Here is a 16,578-nt window from a genome sequence, read left to right as displayed (position 1 = left end):
GGGCGGCACCTCTCCGGTCCCGCCCCGCCGCACGTCCGATGCGAACTGCCCGTCTGTCAGCGGCCGCCCGCCGCACTCGACGCGACCCACGTCAGGAGCGTCTGCGTGACGCCGGTGCCGTCCGAGGGCAGGTCGGGCGTGTACGTCCACGCGTGCCCCACCCACGGGTCCGCGATGTGGTCCTCGGGAATCGGCGTCAGCCGCAGCATCGCCCGCCACAGCGGGTCGAGCAGCGGGCCGAAGGACTGCGCGTCCGCACGGCTCCCGACCACCATCACGTGCACGCCCACCCGCGGCCCCTCCTCGACGAGGTGCCGCAGCTGCGTCATCGTGCGGTCGTCGAAGGCGTACGGGAAGCCGTGCACGACCAGCAGTTGGCGGCTGAAGTCGATGTGCTCCGGCAGCGAGTCGGTCGCGCCGCTCTCCAGTGCCATGCGCGCCAGCTCGACCCGGTCCATCAGCCGCGACATCATCGCCGACACCTCGGGCGCGGTGGTCGCCGCGGGACCGACGAGCAGCCCGCTGGCGGCCAGCGGCGCGAACGGGCCCGCCGCCGCGCCCTTGCCCTCCGGGTCCACGACATGCAGCTTCAGGTCGCCGACCGGGAACGCCGCGAGCATGCGCGCGGACAGCGTCACCGCGAGCTCGGTCGCCCGCGCCCGCACCGCCTCGTCCGCGACACCGGCCACGTCGCCGTCGACACCGGACGCGCCGCTGTCGATCCACAGGCCGCGCTCCATCGGCAGCCGCAGCACCATGGGGATCCGCAGCTGCGGGTTCTCCGGCAGGTGCAGGTCGCCGAGGCGCATCGCCAGCGCGGTGTCCTCGGGAGCCCGCCACCCGGCCCACGCCGGGGAGTCCCAGCGCGCCATCTCCGGCGGCAGCTTCGGCTCCAACTGCGCGACCTCGGCCGCGAGTTGGGCGGAGTCCTTGTCGAGCCCGGCACGCGCGCGCTCGATCAGCTCGCGGTGCTTGGCACGCGCCGCGTCCTGCTGCGCGAGGCCGGCGGGCGAGGTACGCGCCGCCGGGTCGTTCAGCACGTCCTCCAGGTCCTTGTCGAGCCTGTTGTCCGCGTAGCCGACCGACGAGCGGTACGACGCGGCGGAGCGCGCGGCGTCCTCGAAGATGCCCCACACCTGCTCGTAGAGCCGCTCGACCTGGCGGCGCGCCTCCAGCGCGGCCGCCTCCCGCTGCGCGTCGCTCATGCCCGCGGTGGAGGGCGCCGGCGACGGGGCTGACGGGAATCCGGCGATTGGCGGGACCGGCTGCGCGTCCGGACGACCGGACGACTGCGGGGTCGCCGGACCGGGGGTGCTCGCGGCGCTGTGCGCGGGCGCGGCCGGACCGGCCAGCAGCATGCGCACGCGGTCCACGATCGGGGCGCGCAGTTCGACGCCCACGTCGCGCAGCAGCGCGTCGAGGCCGCCGTCGTACCCCTGCCCCACGGCGCGGACCTTCCACGCGCCCTGGCGGCGGTACAGCTCGACGGTCTGGATCGCGCGCTCGCTGCCCAGGTCGGTGATGGTGAACACGGCGATCGGCGCACCACCGGAGGTGACACTTGCGACCGGGGCGGCCACCGCACCGAAGCGGTCCACACCGCCGCCCTCGACGGTCGCCGCGACGATCACCCGGTCGACGTCCGCGGGGAGCGCCGACAGGTCCACGTCGACACCCTGTGCGCGCAGCGACAATCCGGCCACGGTACGGCCGTCGCGCTGCAGCACGTCGCCGTCGTCGCGGACCTTCAGGCTCGCGTCGAGCAGCACGGCGACGACTTCGACCGGGCACTGGGCGGTGAGGTCGACCGCGACGTGCGGCTCGGGCAGCGGCAGGTTCTGGCCCCGCACGAGTTCGGCGCTCATGCCGCACCCCCCTGGCGCTCGGCGCCGCATTCGCGAAACGCACCCCCGTCTTGGATTCGCTCGCTTCGCTCACTCATCGGTGGCGCGTTCCCCTCCCCGCCCCCGAGGGACGGAACCGCACGAGCCGGAGCCACTGTCTCGACCGTGGCCCCGGCCCGTTCCGGACTACCAGTTCTCGCTTACAGGTGCGCGGCCAGGGCCGGCATCAGCTCGGTGAAGGTACGGCCGTTGGCCGGCTCACCGATGGCGGTCATCTTCCACCCGTCACCGTGGCGGTAGAGCTTCGCCATGATCTGGGCGTTGTTCGGGCCACCGCCGGAGAGCGTGTAACGGGCCAGCTCCTGCCCGTTGGTCTCGTCGACGATGCGGCAGAACGCGTTCTCGACCTCCTGGAAGGTCTGACCCTGGAACGAGTTCACCGTGAAGATGATCTGCGTCACGTGCACCGGGACGCGGGTCAGGTCGACGATGATCGACTCGTCGTCGCCGTCACCGGCGCCGGTCAGGTTGTCGCCGGTGTGGCGGATCGAGCCGTCGTCGCTGACCAGGTGGCCGAAGTAGACGGCGTCGACCGGCTGCTGGTCCGCGAACAGGACGCAAGAGGCGTCCAGGTCGATGTCGCGCTCCCGGCTGCCGAACAGACCCTTCTTCTTGATCGCGTCCCAGCCCAGGCCCATCCGGACCAGGGTCAGCTGGCCGCCACCCTGCTTTTCGAGCGACAGGCGCTGACCCTTGACCATGTTGACGGACACTGTGATGTCTCCCCTCACAAAGCTTGTCCCGCGGCACGCGGCCTCGCGCCCGCAGCGTAGTCCCCTGCCGAACCTCCCGTCAGGGAAGTCGACCAGGGGGCCCATCCGTGACGAACCTATCGTTCATGACGTTTCGATTCGACGGGTCGTTCCCTCTGTTGTGGACCAGTTCGCCTGGTAGACGGTTCCCGGTCCCCGGAAACGGGCAATCTTACGGACTCGGCACGTACACACGGGCGGCGCCCCGCAACGCGCCACCGTCGGACGTCCCGTGCCGCATCACGCCATTCCGGCGGCCTTCATGCCGCGCAGTTCCTTCTTCAGCTCGCCGACCTCGTCGCGGAGCCGGGCCGCCAGCTCGAACTGCAACTCGGACGCGGCCGCGTGCATCTGCTCGGTCAACTGGCCGATCAGGTCCGTGAGGTCCGCGGCCGGCATGTCCTTGGCGTCCGGCAGCTTGCGCCCGGCGGTGGGCACAGGTGCCTTGGTACGCCCCTTGCCGCCCGCCATCAGCTCGTGGGTGTCCGCGTCCTCGCGCGCGATCATGTCGAGGATGTCGACGATCTTCTTGCGCAGCGGCTGCGGGTCGATGCCGCGCTCCTCGTTGTAGGCGATCTGCTTGTCGCGGCGGCGGTTCGTCTCGTCGATCGCCTTTTCCATCGACGGAGTGATGCGGTCCGCGTACATGTGCACCTGTCCGGACACGTTGCGGGCCGCGCGGCCGATGGTCTGGATCAGCGACGTGCCGGAGCGCAGGAAGCCCTCCTTGTCGGCGTCCAGGATGGCCACGAGCGACACCTCTGGCAGGTCCAGGCCCTCACGCAGCAGGTTGATGCCGACCAGCACGTCAAACTCGCCGAGCCGCAGCTCGCGCAGAAGCTCGATGCGGCGCAGCGTGTCGATGTCGCTGTGCAGGTAGCGCACCCGGATGCCCAGTTCGAGGAGGTAGTCGGTCAGGTCCTCGGACATCTTCTTGGTGAGCGTGGTCACCAGCACGCGCTCGTCGCGCTCGGCGCGCTTGCGGATCTCCTCGACGAGGTCGTCGATCTGGCCCTCGGTCGGCTTGACCACGACCTCCGGGTCGATCAGCCCGGTCGGGCGGATGACCTGCTCGACGACGCCGTTGCCGCGCGACAGCTCGTACGGCCCGGGCGTCGCGGACAGGTACACCGTCTGCCCGATGCGCTCGAGGAACTCCTCCCACTTCAGCGGGCGGTTGTCGATCGCGGACGGCAGCCGGAAGCCGTGGTCGACCAGGTTCCGCTTGCGCGACGCGTCGCCCTCGTACATCGCGCCGATCTGCGGCACCGTCTGGTGCGACTCGTCGATGACCAGCAGGAAGTCCTCGGGGAAGTAGTCGAGCAGCGTGTTGGGCGCGCTGCCGGCCTCGCGGCCGTCGATGTGCCGCGAGTAGTTCTCGATGCCCGAGCAGGTGCCGATCTGCCGCATCATCTCGATGTCGTACGTCGTACGCATGCGCAGCCGCTGGGCCTCCAGCAGCTTGCCCTGCTTCTCGAACAGCGCCAGCTGGTCGGCGAGCTCCTTCTCGATGCCGGTGATCGCGCGCTCCATGCGCTCGGCGCCGGCCACGTAGTGGGTGGCCGGGAAGACGTACAGCTGCTCGTCGTTGGTGACGACCTCGCCGGTCAGCGGGTGCAGCGTCATCAGCGACTCGATCTCGTCGCCGAACATCTCGATGCGGACCGCGAGCTCCTCGTAGACCGGGAAGATCTCGATCGTGTCGCCGCGGACCCGGAAGGTGCCGCGCGTGAACGCGACGTCGTTCCGCGCGTACTGGATGTCCACGAAGCGCCGCAGCAGCGCGTCGCGGTCGATCTCCTGGCCGACCTTGAGCGACACCATGCGGTCGACGTACTCCTGCGGCGTGCCGAGACCGTAGATGCACGACACGGACGCGACCACGATGACGTCGCGGCGGGTCAGCAGCGAGTTGGTGGTCGAGTGCCGCAGCCGCTCGACCTCCTCGTTGATCGAGGAGTCCTTCTCGATGTAGGTGTCCGTCTGCGCGATGTACGCCTCGGGCTGGTAGTAGTCGTAGTACGAGACGAAGTACTCGACCGCGTTGTTCGGCAGGAGCTCGCGGAACTCGTTGGCGAGCTGCGCGGCCAGCGTCTTGTTGGGCGCCATGACCAGGGTCGGCCGCTGGAGCCGCTCGATCATCCAGGCGGTCGTCGCCGACTTGCCCGTGCCGGTGGCGCCGAGCAGCACGACGTCCTTCTCCGCGGCGCGGACGCGTCGCTCGAGGTCGTCGATGGCCGCCGGCTGGTCGCCGCTGGGCTGGTAGGGGCTGACGACCTGGAAGGGCGCCACTTTGCGTTCGAGGTCCGTGATGGGTCGCACTCGTCAACCGTACGGCCTGGGTCCGACAAGCGGGGCGGCTACTTCTTGGGCGGCGCCCAGACCGCCACGAAGGAGCCGCACGAGAACACCTCGCCCTTCAGCTCCCGCTTGACCTTGGCCTCGATGTTGCGGTCGGTCCAGTGCACGATGGGCTGGTTCGGCGGCACGTACTTGGGCACGTAGCCGGGCACCGCCACGAACCGCACGTCGATGGTCTGGAACAGCACGAGGTAGTCCCCCGAGGCGTTCAGCTCCTTGGCCCGCTTGAGCATGAGCTTCTCGGCCTCGCGGTTCTTGACCTCCATGTAGTACAGCCAGTCCATCGGGAACGGGTTGTCGAGCCCGAACACCGGATACGCCACCGAGGTGTCGGGCAGCACCGCGACCCACTTGGCCGGCCGCGCCTTGACGCAGTCGCGGACCTGGGTCATGTAGCGGCGGTCGCCGGGGCTGGTCCGGATGCCGCGCATCTCGGGCGACACCGTGCCCATGTCCTGGGTCAGGACGGGGCGGCCTCCGTCGATGTAGCCGTAGCCGTCGCGTACGTCGAGCAGCTTGACCGCCCCGGCGCCGAGCACCAGCGCACCCGCCGCGGCGAGCGCCAGCGCGCGTACCGCCGTCGCCCGGCGGGCCGGGGACGCGGCGGCCACCACCAGCGGGGCCGGGGTGGCCGCACCGCGCCACAGCACGACCATGGTGGTCAGCGCGATGGAGCCGCCGATCAGCGCCGGCACGTCGTAGCCGTACGAGAGGCTGACCATCCAGCCCAGCGCGAGCACCGGCAGCGCTCCGGTCAGCAGGCGCCGGCGCACTATGGCGTCGACGACGACCGCGCCGGCCAGCATCCACCACAGGATGCAGGAGTACGCGACCTCCGCGAAGATCATCTTCGCCTGGGCCAGCTCCGCGACGATCGCCGCGGTCGCCACCAGGCACGCCGCCGGGTCGGCCCAGCTCGCGACCCGGCGCGCCGCCCCGTCGCCGGGACGGCGGGCCACCAGGCGGGCCACCACGATCGCGGCGAGCGCGACCGCGAACAGCAGCAGCCAGCGCCGCTCCTGCGGGGCTCCGCGCAGCATCTCCGGCATCAGGGTCAGCACGCGCCTGCCCCACACGCCGTCGGTGCCCAGGAGCTGGTCGGGCAGCTCGGCCGTGCCGCCGCCCAGGACCACCCACACGACGTACCCGAAGCCCGCGCCGCCCAGCGCCGCGAGGTCCCCCGCGACACGGCGCGGCGTCAGGCTGCCGCGCCTGCGCGGATGGAGGAACAGCATCGCGAGGGCGACCAGCAGGACGGGCGCGAAGCTCTGCTTGCAGATGACCGCGTACCCGGCCAGGAAGAGGCCCCAGCGGCGCAGTGCGGCGCTGTCGCGGCGCAGCCCCCGGTCCAGGAGGCACCAGCCCAGCGACGCGAAGAAGATGCCGTCGGTGGTGTGCCACGTCATCGCGGCCCACATGTGCAGGTTGACCATCGCGGCGGCCGCGGTCAGGCCGACCAGCAGCGGGCCGAAGCGCGTCCACGGGCGGCCGGTCACCAGCACGGTGAGCGCGATCGCCGAGACGACGAACTGGAGTGTCGCGACCCACGCCTGCACCAGCATCAGGGGGCCGGGGATCACGAAGTCGACGATGTGGAACACCGCCGAACCGGCCGGCCGCGGCGAGAAGAAGTCCGCGTGGGGCACCTGGCCGTCGAGGATCCGCCACGTGAGCGCCTGGGTGAAGCCCTGGTCCATGGGGGCGAAGCCGTAGCGGCCGACGGAGTACGTGAGCCACGTGGCCAGCATCAGCGGCCACGCCACGTGCACGCCGATCCGGGCCGCCCGGCGGCGGTCCCACGTGTGCGGCGCGGTCGGCAGGAGCCTGCGGAGCCGGGTGCGCGTACCGGTCGCCGCGGCGGCGGGCCCGGCGTCTCCGACGGTCCTGGCGGCCGCGGGGGCCGCGCCGACGTGCGCGTCCGCGTCCGACCCGGGCTCGGCGCCCGGGGCGCTGCGAGTGCTCCGGTCCGTCATCGTGCGGGCGTCCTCGTCCCGAGGGTGGCCATCGTGTCCTCACTGGTGGCGCCCGCCGCGTGTGCGGGGACGGAAGGGCCGGGCAGGGCGGCGCCGGGGCTCCCGGCGGTCAGTGCGGCGTGCTTTCGATCATGCGGTGCCGGCGGGCGGCTCGCCCGTCAGGCGCTCCCACAGCGCGCGAAGCTGGGGCTCCAGGGCCTCGATCGGCCCGTCGTTGTCGACGACGACGTCGGCGATGGCGAGGCGGTCCGCGCGGGTGGCCTGGGCGGCCATGCGGTTGCGGGCGTCCTGCGCGGTCATGCCGCGCAGGCGTACCAGGCGGTCGAGTTGCGTCTCGGGGGACGCGTCGACGACCACGACCAGGTCGTACAGCTTCTCCAGCCGGTTCTCCGCGAGCAGCGGCACGTCGTTGACCAGCACCGCGTCCTCGGCCGCCGCGGCCCGCAACTCGTCGGCGCGGGCGCCCACGAGCGGGTGCACGATCGCGTTGAGCGCCGCGAGGCGGTCCTTGTCGGCGAAGACCAGCGAGCCGAGCTTCGGCCGGTCGAGGGTGCCGTCGGCGGCGAGGATGTCCGCCCCGAACTCGGCGACCAACGCGGCCAGCCCCGGGGTGCCGGGCTCGACGACCTCGCGCGCGATCAGGTCGGAGTCGACGACCACGGCGCCGTACGCCGCGAGCCGACGCGACACCTCGCTCTTGCCCGAACCGATGCCGCCGGTAAGCCCCACGTTGACCATGACAGGTCAGCGTAATGCGCCCCTGGCGCGCGCTTCCCCCGGGTCACCGATATCGAGGATCCCGTTCCGGGCGAATTCGGCGGCCATTCCGCAACCGTTCGGCCACCGCACGCGTATCCATGGCGACATGCCGGAGTTGTACCGACAACCCGAATCCGGCTTTTGCGGTTATAGATTCGTGGATCATCCGATCCCCAGGGTCTGTCAATCCTTGCCGGATACCACCGGATTCCGCCCGGTGGTCCCGGCGAGTTCCGCCCGCACCCTTCCGGAACCCTGCCGATCGAGGAGTCCATGCCCCGCATCCGCGCCGCGACGCTGACGATCGCCCTGCTCCTCGGCGCCCTGGCGGCATGCGACACCGGCGGCGATCCGCCAGGGGCCCGGCCGCACACGGCGGGCAAGGCCTCCACCGACCCGAACACCGCCGAACGCGTCATCCCGCCGGGGACCATGCCGGAGGACCGCACCACGGCGGTGTCGACGCCCTGCGCCCGCGTGGCACGGCCAGCCGGCTGGGTCGCCGAGGAGAACAAGCAGGCGGGGACCGGCGATTGGCGGGTCCCCGAGCGCTGGGGCGCGGAACTCATGGGCTTCCTCGACACCGACAGCGTCGCGTGCGGCGAGAGCGTGGAGCTGCGGCTCACCGGGCCCGGGCCGGCCCGCCTGACGGCGTACCGCATGGGCTGGTACGGCGGGACGGGCGGCCGCGAGGTGTGGTCGTCGGCGGAGGTCCCCAGCGTGCCGCGCCCGAAGCCGGCCGCCGCCGCACCGACCTACACCGTCGAGACGAACTGGCCGATGTCCCTGGAGTTCACGGTCGACGAACGCTGGCCGCCCGGCTACTACATGCTCGTGCTGCGGAACCGGTCCGGCAGCTCCTACGGGATGCAGCTGACCGTGCGGGACGAGGCCGGCGACGCACCGCTGCTGTTCCAGGCGGCCAACCTGACCGCCCAGGCGTACAACACCTACGGCGGATACGGGCTCTACAGCGGCCCCCGCGACACCTCCGGCGCCCGCTCCGACCGCGCCCGCGTGGCCAGCTTCGAACGCCCCTACACCGGCAGCGGCTACCTCGTGCCCTACTGGTACGACGTGCCGATGGTGCAGGCCCTCGAACGCACCGGGATCGACGTCGACTACGTCACCGACATCGACGTCGACCGCCGCCCCTCGCAACTGCTGCGCCACAAGGGCCTGATCATCGGCGGACACAACGAGTACTGGACGCGCCGCATGTACGACGGCGTCGAGGCCGCGCGCGACCGCGGCGTCAACATCGCCTTCTTCGGCGCCAACACCGTCTACTGGCACTCGCGCCTGGAGCCCTCCCCCGCGGGCGCCGACCGCCGCGTGGCGGTCTACCGCAAGGCGGCCGAGGACCCGCTCGCGGCCGACGACCCCCGCCAGGCCACCGTCACGTGGCGCGAGGCGCCGCTCAACCGCGGCGAGCACAGCCTCGTCGGCGCCACGTGGGGCGGGCTGGGCGTGGTCGGGTCGTTCCGGGTGCTGGACGCCGGTTCGTGGATCTACGCGGGCACCGGCGTACGCGACGGCCAGGTGCTCGCGAACTCACTCGGCGGCGAGTACGACACGGCCCTCCCGAACGACCCCGCGACGCCCCCGACCCTCTCGGTCATCGCCGCGGCCCCGCTCCGCGTCGGACCGCGCGCCACGATGGGCACGATCACGTACTACACGACCCCCTCCGGAGCGGGCGTCTTCTCCGCGGGCACCACCTACTGGCCCTGCCAACTGCGTGGCGCGTGCCACGAGATGCCCGTGGACGCCACCAGCCGCGCGGTCCTGGAGCGCATGACCGACAACATCGTGCGGGCCTTCGCCGAGGGCCCTGCGGGCACCCGCCACCCGTCCGCTCCGCTGCCGCCGCCGTCCCCGGAGAACCTGGTGGCCACCGCCGCGCGGCCGGAGGACGTGGGCGTACGCCCCTGACACCGCGCCGTGTGAACGCCGTGTGGCGGCCACCCCCGGTCGGGGCGGCCGCCACGCGGCGTTCGGCTCGGTGCGTCAGATGGGGAGCTTGCGGAAGATCGGGCGCGGAACGTGCCGCAGCACCGAGAACACGTACCGCAGCTGACCCGGCACCCACACCGTCGTGGAGCCCTTGCGCAGCCCCTTGATGATGCCGTCGGCGACGACGTCCGGCGTGGTGGCCATGGGGCCGTCGGGCATGCCCTCGGTCATGCGCGTCTTCACGAAGCCCGGGCGGACCACCATGACGTGGATGCCCGTGCCGTGCACCTTGTCGGCCAGGCCCTGCGCGAACGCGTCCAGGCCGGCCTTCGAGGAGCCGTAGATGAAGTTGGCCTTGCGGGCGCGCTCGGCGGCGACCGACGAGATCACCGCGAGCGAGCCGTGGCCCTGGCGGCGCAGCGCCTTCACCGACGCGAGCCCCGCCGACACCCCGCCGACGTAGTTGACCTGCGCGACCTTCGCCGCCGCGACCGGGTCCTGCTCGTCGGACTCCTGGTCGCCCAGGACCCCGAACGCGAGCAGCACGACGTCGATGTCGCCGTCCGCGAACACCCCGTCGATGGTCTTCTCGTGGGTGTCCGGCTCGGCCGCGTCGAACGCGACGACCTCGACGGCCGCGCCGCGGCCGCGCAGGTCGGTCGCCGCCGCGTCGAGGGCGTCGGAGGGACGCCCGGCCAGCACCACGCGGCGTACGCGCTCGGCGACCATCTTGCGGGCGGTGTGGAGCGCGATCTCGGACGTGCCGCCGAGGATGAGGAGAGACTGCGGTGCGCCCAAAGCGTCTTTCACCGTGTTTCCTTCTGAGTGGATGGCTTGCCGGTCCCGCCTTCGCAGCGCCCCGGCCGGTCGCCGGGGCCGCCGGTCAGGCGAGGCCGAGACGGCGGGCCTGGTCGGAGACGAAGACGCCGTCCGGGTCCACCTTGGCACGGACCGTGCGGAACTCTTCCAGGCGCGGGTACATCCGGGCCATGTCCGCGGGGTCCATCCGCGAGTCCTTCGCCAGGTACATGCGGCCGTCGTTGGACAGCACCAGCTCGTCGAGCTCGTGCAGCAGACGGGACAGCCCGGGCGTGTTGGTCGGGAAGTCCAGCGTCAGCGTCCAGCCCGGCTTGGGGAACGACAGGTATCCGCGGTTGCCCGGGCCGAAGCGCTTGAGCACCGTCAGCGAGGACGGCGCGCCCGCCGCGCTGATCTTCTCGACCACCTGGCGCAGCGCGGCCTCGCGCTCGAACGGCACCACGAACTGGTACTGCAGGAACCCGGTCTTGCCGTACGCCCGGTTCCACTCCTGGACCGCGTCCAGCGGGTGGAAGAACGCCGAGATGCTCTGCAGCTGCCCGACCTTGTGCTGCGGCGCCTTGCGGTACCACATCTCGTTGAACAGGCCCATGGTGAACTTGTTCGGCAGCCGGCCCGGCACGATGTCCGGCACCGTCACCAGCGTCCCGCTCTTGAACTTCAGCGGGTTGGCGCGCTTCTTGGCCGGCAGGTCCTCCAGCCGGGCGAACTCGCCGCAGGTGAGCACCGACCGGCCGAGGTTGCGGCCCTTGGCGAGGCAGTCGAGCCACGCGACGGTGTACGCGTACTTCTCGTCGGTCTCGGCCATCAGCGCCATGATCTCGTCGAGGTCGCGCGTGCGGTCGGTGTCGACCGACACCAGCGACGTCTCGATCGGCGTCATGCGGACGACCGCCGACAGCACGATGCCGGTCAGGCCCATGCCACCCGCGGTGGCCCAGAACAGCTCCGGGTCGCCCTCGGGCGTCACGGTGCGCACGGTGCCGTCGGCCAGCAGCAGGTCCATCGACAGCACGTGGTCGCAGAAGCTGCCGTGCGCGTGGTGGTTCTTGCCGTGCACGTCCGCGCCGATGGCGCCGCCCACGGTCACCTGCCGCGTGCCGGGGGTCACCGGCACGAAGAAGCCGAACGGGACGAACAGTTCGATGAGCCGGTCCAGGCTCACGCCGGCCTCGACGGTGACGACGCCGTTCTCGAGGTCGGCGTCCAGCACGCGGTTCATCGACGTCATGTCGAGGACGAGCCCGCCGCCGTTCTGCGCGGGGTCGCCGTAACTGCGCCCGAGGCCGCGGGCGATGACGCCGCGGTCGGTGCGCCTGCGCAGTGCGTCCGCGACCTGCTCGCGCGTCATCGGGGTGACGACGTCGGCGGTGGTCGGGGCGGTGCGGCCCCACCCGTTCAGCGACTTGCGCTGCGCGGCGGGGAAGAAGTCGGCCACGGGGCCGTCAGACATGGAAAACTCCCAGGACGAACATGAGCAGCCACGCGAACCCGAGTCCGACGATGACCTTGTCCTTGAGGACAACGTCCTCCGGCGCACCCGCGGTTCCCGCGTCGACGTAGACGGCGTACCGCAGCAGCACGAAGCCGAACGGCACCAGGGACAACTGCTGCCAGGCCAGCGTGGCGTCGCCCTGCGGAATGTCGAACGCCCACAGGCTGTACGTCAGAACGGTGACGGCCACCGACATCTGCCACACGAAGCGCAGGTAGGTGATCGAGTAGTTGGCCAGCGAGGCACGGGTCTTGGCCGCCTCCTCGCCCATCAGGACCATCTCCGAGTACCGCTTGCCCGCGACCATGAACAGCGAGCCGAAGCCCGCGGTCAGCAGGAACCAGCGGGACAGCGGGATGTCCGCCGCGACACCGCCGACCATCGCCCGGAAGAGGAAGCCGGAGGCGACCATCATCAGGTCGAGGACCTGCACGTGCTTGAACGCGAAGCTGTAGAGCATGTGCATGGCGATGTACAGGCCGACGATCAGTGCGGTGCCCCGGTTGCACAGGATCACCGACAGCACGATCGACGCCACGGCCAGGACCGGCCCGAGCACCCACGCCAGCTTGACCGGCACCACGCCGGAGGCGATGGGCCGGTACCGCTTCTTCGGGTGCTGGCGGTCCGACTCGACGTCGAACGCGTCGTTGACGTAGTAGATCGACGACGCCGCGATGCAGAAGATCGCGAAGATGTAGAGGCACTGGCGCATCACGTCCCACTCGTCGATGCGGCCGGCCGCCAGCGGCGCCGCGAAGACGAGGACGTTCTTGACCCACTGCTTGGGTCGCGCGAGCTTGATGAGCCCGCCCAGGAGTCCACCCCTGGGAGGCCGCGGCGGCTCGGCCGTGTCGGCCTGGGCCTGCGGCGACGCTTCGATCTCGGACGTGCTCACGTCTTCAGATCCCCTTCGGTACGGAACTGGCGCGCTTGGACCAGGACCGACCCAGATGCGCGGCGGCGGCCCCCATGGCCGCGCCGCCGATCACGTCGGTCGGGTAGTGGACGCCTACGACGAGCCGCGAGAAGCCCATCGCGACCGCGGCCGGCACGGTGACCCGGGCGGGCACCAGGCCGCGGAACGCGACCACGGACGCGGCAGCGGACACGGAATGAGAGGACGGGAAGCTGTGCCGTCCCGCGGTGCGGACGATCGGCAGCATGTCCTCGAACGCGGGACGCGGCCGCCGCACGACGCGCTTGAGCGCCATGCTGGCCGCATGCGCGGTGGCGATGGTGGCGGTGGCACGCAGCCACTGCGCCCGCCGGCCCTTGTCGACGGCAGCGCCGACCAGGCCGGTCGCCAGGAACACGCCGCCGTGCTCACCGGCGAAGGAAAGGGCCTTGCTCGCCCGCTGGATCACCGGATGACCGGTCCGCCCGCGTACACCTCGGTACAGGGCCACGTCGGTTCCCGTGACGATGCTGAATACCTGCCCGGTGGCCGGAAACCCACCAGAGGCCATACGAACCCTCATTCCCACACGTCGCGTCGGCACCGGAATCCACGTCCCCGAACGCGTCATCCGTCGGTTGTCGGTCCCGGCCCGGTCACCGCATGCGCGCTCTCGTTCCCGGTACGGGAGGGGAACGCGGCAGCAGGCGCCAAAGGCCTTAGCGTACGCGAAGGGCCGCCGTCGGCTCCTCCCGAGGACGTGCCGCACCCCCGCACGGCCCCTGCCGCCGCAGCCCCCGGCCGGGTGCTGTCCTCGCAGGTCAGAGCGTGTCCGAACAGATTCAGAACGACTGATCACTCTGTGCTTTCGTGACAGAACTGTGGCATTACCCGGCCGAAAGACGATCCACTGTTCACCCTTCCTTTTACCTTCGCGTCCGCCCGTGCGCTCAGCCCAGCGGCACTGGCGAAAACGCGCCCGCGACCAGCCGCACCGGAGCGCCGCCGCCGTCGGCCGGCACCGACCACACGTCCGACGCCGAACCCGTCCCGGCCGGCAGGTCGTAGGCCACCGTGCGGTCGTCCAGCCAGACCGCCTGGTCGTCCACGCTGCGGGCCTCGGCGAGCGCGGTCTCGGCACCGGTGGCCAGGTCCAGGACGTACAGCCGCCACGGCTTGCGGGCGTCGTCGGACACCTTCTTCTTGAACACCAGCCGTGTGCCGTCCGGGGACAACGACGGGCACTCCACGTTCTCCCGCACCACCGTCATCGTGCGCGCCCGGAAGTCGCCGCGGACCAGGTACGTGCGGTTGGGGCTGAACGTCGACATCGTCGCGTAGAAGACGTTGTCGTCGGCGGTGAACGTGACGCCCCAGAAGTTGCGGTCGGGGGTGCGCACGTCCTTGCCGTCGCGCGTGACCGCGAAGTCCTCCAGGGACTCGACGACGGCGCCGGTGTGCGTGTCGAGGACCGAGGTGCGGGTCGAGAAGGACGAGCCGGCGTACGAGTCGCCGTACACGAACACCGTCCACGACGCCATCCGCCCCGACGCCGACAGGCGCGCCCGGTTCGGCGTACCCGACAACTCCACGCGACGCGTCTCCCGCAGTTGGTCGTCCAGGACGAGCGCGTAGTTGCGGGAGATGACCCCGCGGTCGACGACCAGGCACAGCGCGGTGCCGGCCGCGGCGTAGACGCGCTCGCACGTACGGTCGCCCACCAGGCGCGGGCCACCGGGGTCGGCGGCGGAGACGGTCGCCAGGTGGCCGTACCCCGGGCCGGACTCGGTGCTGCGGAACAGCAGGCGCGGCGGGCCGGCGAGGGTTATCGGCGTGGCACCGGGGGCGGTGCCGGAACCGCCGTACTTCTTGTCGTCCTCGCGTTCGACGGCGTGCAGCGTGTACGCGACCCCCACCCCGGCGAGCACCACCAGCGCGAGCACGAAGGCGAGCACTCTGCGGCGCGTGAAGACGGCGGCCACCGGCCCGTCGTGCTCACGACCCGCCTCCTGGTCCGATACGTCGGCCTCCTCGCGGTCCTGCTCGCGGTCCTGCTCGCGGTCTTGTCCCCGGTCCTGTTCGCGATCTCGCTCGCGGTCCCGGTCCTGTTCAACGTCCACGTACGCGCGCCCCTCCCAGCACCACCGCGCTGACCCCCAGCGCGACGACCAGCACCGCACCCGACCACACCACCGCCCGCTCGGGCCCCCACTGCGTCCACGCCCACCCGAACGCCACGGACGACACGAAGCGCCCCGCCGCCTGCCCGGTCTGCAGCACCGCGAGCCCGCTCGTGCGCAGCTCGGCCGGCAGCCCCGCGCCGGCGGCCGCCATCAGGATGCCGTCGGTCATCGCGTAGAACACCCCGTGCAGGGCCAGCGTGCCGACGAGCAGCGCCACGCCGCCGAACGGCCCGGCCAGCAGCACGTACACCGCGCCCAGCGCGAGGTGCCCGGCGAGGAACACCCGGCGCCGCCCCACCCGGTCGGCGAGCCGCCCGACGGGGATCGCCAGCAGCAGGTACACCCCTGCGGTTCCGAGCGGCAGCAGCGGGAACCAGTGGGCCTTGATGTCCAGTTCGCGCTGCAGCACGAGGTAGATGAACGCGTCGCTCACCGTCGCCACGCCAAGCAGCGCCGCGCACAGGCACAGCCGCCGGAACGGCACGTCGCGCAGCAGCCCCACCCCCGCCCGCCACGACGCCGCGCGCGGCTTGCCCGTTCCGGCGGGCGGCCCGGGGCGGTCCCGGACGAACAGCAGCAGCATCAGCAGGCCGACCATGCCGATGCAGAAGCTCACGACGAACACCGCGTCGTACGCGGTCGCCACCGCGGACAGGATCATGAACGCGAGCAGCGGGCCGAGGAACGCCCCCGCGGTGTCCAGCGCCCGGTGCACCCCGAACGCCCGGCCCTGCGCCTCGGGTGTGCTGGACAGCGAGATCAGCGCGTCGCGCGGTGCGGTACGCAGGCCCTTGCCCGCCCGGTCCACCGCCAGCAGCGTCCCGATGCCGGGCACCGAGGCACCGACGGCCGGGAAGCCGAGCTTGCTGACCGCGGACAGCCCGTAGCCCGCCGCGGCGACCTTCTTGCGCGCCGAGAAGCGGTCGGCGATGTGCCCGCCCGCCAGCCGCAGGAAGACCGTCACGCCGGAGTAGAGGCCGTCCAGGAACCCGAACTGCAGTATGGACAGCCCGAGTCCGGCCACCAGGTAGACGGGCATGACCGCCGTGACCATCTCCGACGATATGTCGGTGACAAGGCTGACCATGCCGAGTGCCACGACATTCGCCGTGACCGCGCCGCGTGCCACCCGGGAGCGACCGCCCCCCACCCCGGTGACGGTGTCCTGGCTGCGGCTGGAAGACAGGTACACGCCGCAGGGCCCCTCTCACCCGGCCGTGTTCCGGCCCGAAGCCCGAACCTCAGCAAACCCTAGCCGTGGCAGGCCCCTTCCCGAGCAAAACCGCCCGTTCCCCACCCGAGCGGACCACCGACCCGCCGACCGGCCTGCCGATTTGCCGACCGACCCCGCGACCGACCCCGCGACCGACCCCGCGACCGACCCCGCGACCGACCCCGCGACCGACCCCGCGACCGACCCCGCGACCGACCCCGAGAGGAAGAGCGAAAGTCTGATCTCCGGTCAAGTCGTCGCGGAT

Annotated in this window: 12 protein-coding genes; 1 reads left to right on the top strand and 11 read right to left on the bottom strand. The window is 71.6% G+C overall.

What is annotated here, in order from left to right; all coding sequences use genetic code 11:
* Window positions 1–56: 56 nt before the first annotated feature.
* The 5 genes from AB0C36_RS39620 to coaE all read right to left on the bottom strand — a co-directional run bounded on the left by AB0C36_RS39620 (window position 57) and on the right by coaE (window position 7,728).
* Complete coding sequence (locus AB0C36_RS39620) at window positions 57–1,865, bottom strand: TerD family protein (RefSeq protein WP_358363786.1); 1,809 nt, start codon at window positions 1,863–1,865, stop codon at window positions 57–59.
* A 179-nt stretch (window positions 1,866–2,044) separates the two neighbouring features.
* Window positions 2,045–2,617 (bottom strand): TerD family protein, encoded by a 573-nt coding sequence (locus tag AB0C36_RS39615; RefSeq protein ID WP_358363785.1) that lies wholly within the window; start codon window positions 2,615–2,617, stop codon window positions 2,045–2,047.
* A 279-nt stretch (window positions 2,618–2,896) separates the two neighbouring features.
* Window positions 2,897–4,978, bottom strand: coding sequence for an excinuclease ABC subunit UvrB (gene uvrB, locus AB0C36_RS39610; protein ID WP_358363783.1), 2,082 nt, complete (start codon window positions 4,976–4,978; stop codon window positions 2,897–2,899).
* Between the two features lie 38 nt (window positions 4,979–5,016).
* Complete coding sequence (locus tag AB0C36_RS39605; protein ID WP_358363782.1) at window positions 5,017–6,990, bottom strand: hypothetical protein; 1,974 nt, start codon at window positions 6,988–6,990, stop codon at window positions 5,017–5,019.
* A 129-nt stretch (window positions 6,991–7,119) separates the two neighbouring features.
* Window positions 7,120–7,728: a dephospho-CoA kinase gene (gene coaE / locus AB0C36_RS39600; RefSeq protein WP_358363781.1), complete on the bottom strand. Its 609-nt coding sequence runs from the start codon at window positions 7,726–7,728 to the stop codon at window positions 7,120–7,122.
* 294 nt (window positions 7,729–8,022) lie between these two features.
* Between coaE and AB0C36_RS39595 the strand changes: the two genes are divergently transcribed.
* Window positions 8,023–9,684 (top strand): N,N-dimethylformamidase beta subunit family domain-containing protein, encoded by a 1,662-nt coding sequence (locus tag AB0C36_RS39595; RefSeq protein ID WP_358363780.1) that lies wholly within the window; start codon window positions 8,023–8,025, stop codon window positions 9,682–9,684.
* A 75-nt stretch (window positions 9,685–9,759) separates the two neighbouring features.
* Here the strand turns inward: AB0C36_RS39595 and dprE2 are convergent, their stop codons facing one another.
* The 6 genes from dprE2 to AB0C36_RS39565 all read right to left on the bottom strand — a co-directional run bounded on the left by dprE2 (window position 9,760) and on the right by AB0C36_RS39565 (window position 16,292).
* Window positions 9,760–10,515: a decaprenylphospho-beta-D-erythro-pentofuranosid-2-ulose 2-reductase gene (dprE2, locus tag AB0C36_RS39590; RefSeq protein ID WP_358363778.1), complete on the bottom strand. Its 756-nt coding sequence runs from the start codon at window positions 10,513–10,515 to the stop codon at window positions 9,760–9,762.
* Between the two features lie 73 nt (window positions 10,516–10,588).
* On the bottom strand, window positions 10,589–11,977 hold the full coding sequence (dprE1, locus tag AB0C36_RS39585) for a decaprenylphosphoryl-beta-D-ribose oxidase (protein WP_358363777.1): 1,389 nt from the start codon (window positions 11,975–11,977) through the stop codon (window positions 10,589–10,591).
* Window positions 11,970–12,917 carry a decaprenyl-phosphate phosphoribosyltransferase gene (locus AB0C36_RS39580; RefSeq protein WP_358363775.1) on the bottom strand — a complete coding sequence of 316 codons (948 nt, stop codon included), beginning with the start codon at window positions 12,915–12,917 and terminating at the stop codon, window positions 11,970–11,972. Before AB0C36_RS39580 ends, dprE1 begins: the two co-directional genes overlap by 8 nt.
* 4 nt (window positions 12,918–12,921) lie before the next feature.
* Entirely contained in the window at window positions 12,922–13,428 is a 507-nt protein-coding gene (locus AB0C36_RS39575; RefSeq protein WP_358363773.1) for a phosphatase PAP2 family protein, read from the bottom strand.
* Window positions 13,429–13,867: 439 nt separating this feature from the next.
* Window positions 13,868–15,037, bottom strand: coding sequence for a TolB family protein (locus AB0C36_RS39570; RefSeq protein WP_358363772.1), 1,170 nt, complete (start codon window positions 15,035–15,037; stop codon window positions 13,868–13,870).
* Window positions 15,027–16,292 (bottom strand): MFS transporter, encoded by a 1,266-nt coding sequence (locus tag AB0C36_RS39565; RefSeq protein ID WP_358363770.1) that lies wholly within the window; start codon window positions 16,290–16,292, stop codon window positions 15,027–15,029. Before AB0C36_RS39565 ends, AB0C36_RS39570 begins: the two co-directional genes overlap by 11 nt.
* Window positions 16,293–16,578 lie beyond the last annotated feature (286 nt).

This window comes from Streptodolium elevatio (assembly GCF_040649515.1).
Lineage (GTDB): Bacteria > Actinomycetota > Actinomycetes > Streptomycetales > Streptomycetaceae > Yinghuangia > Yinghuangia elevatio.
Note: the sequence above shows the minus strand (reverse complement) of the source record. Positions and strands in the feature narration are given on the sequence as shown.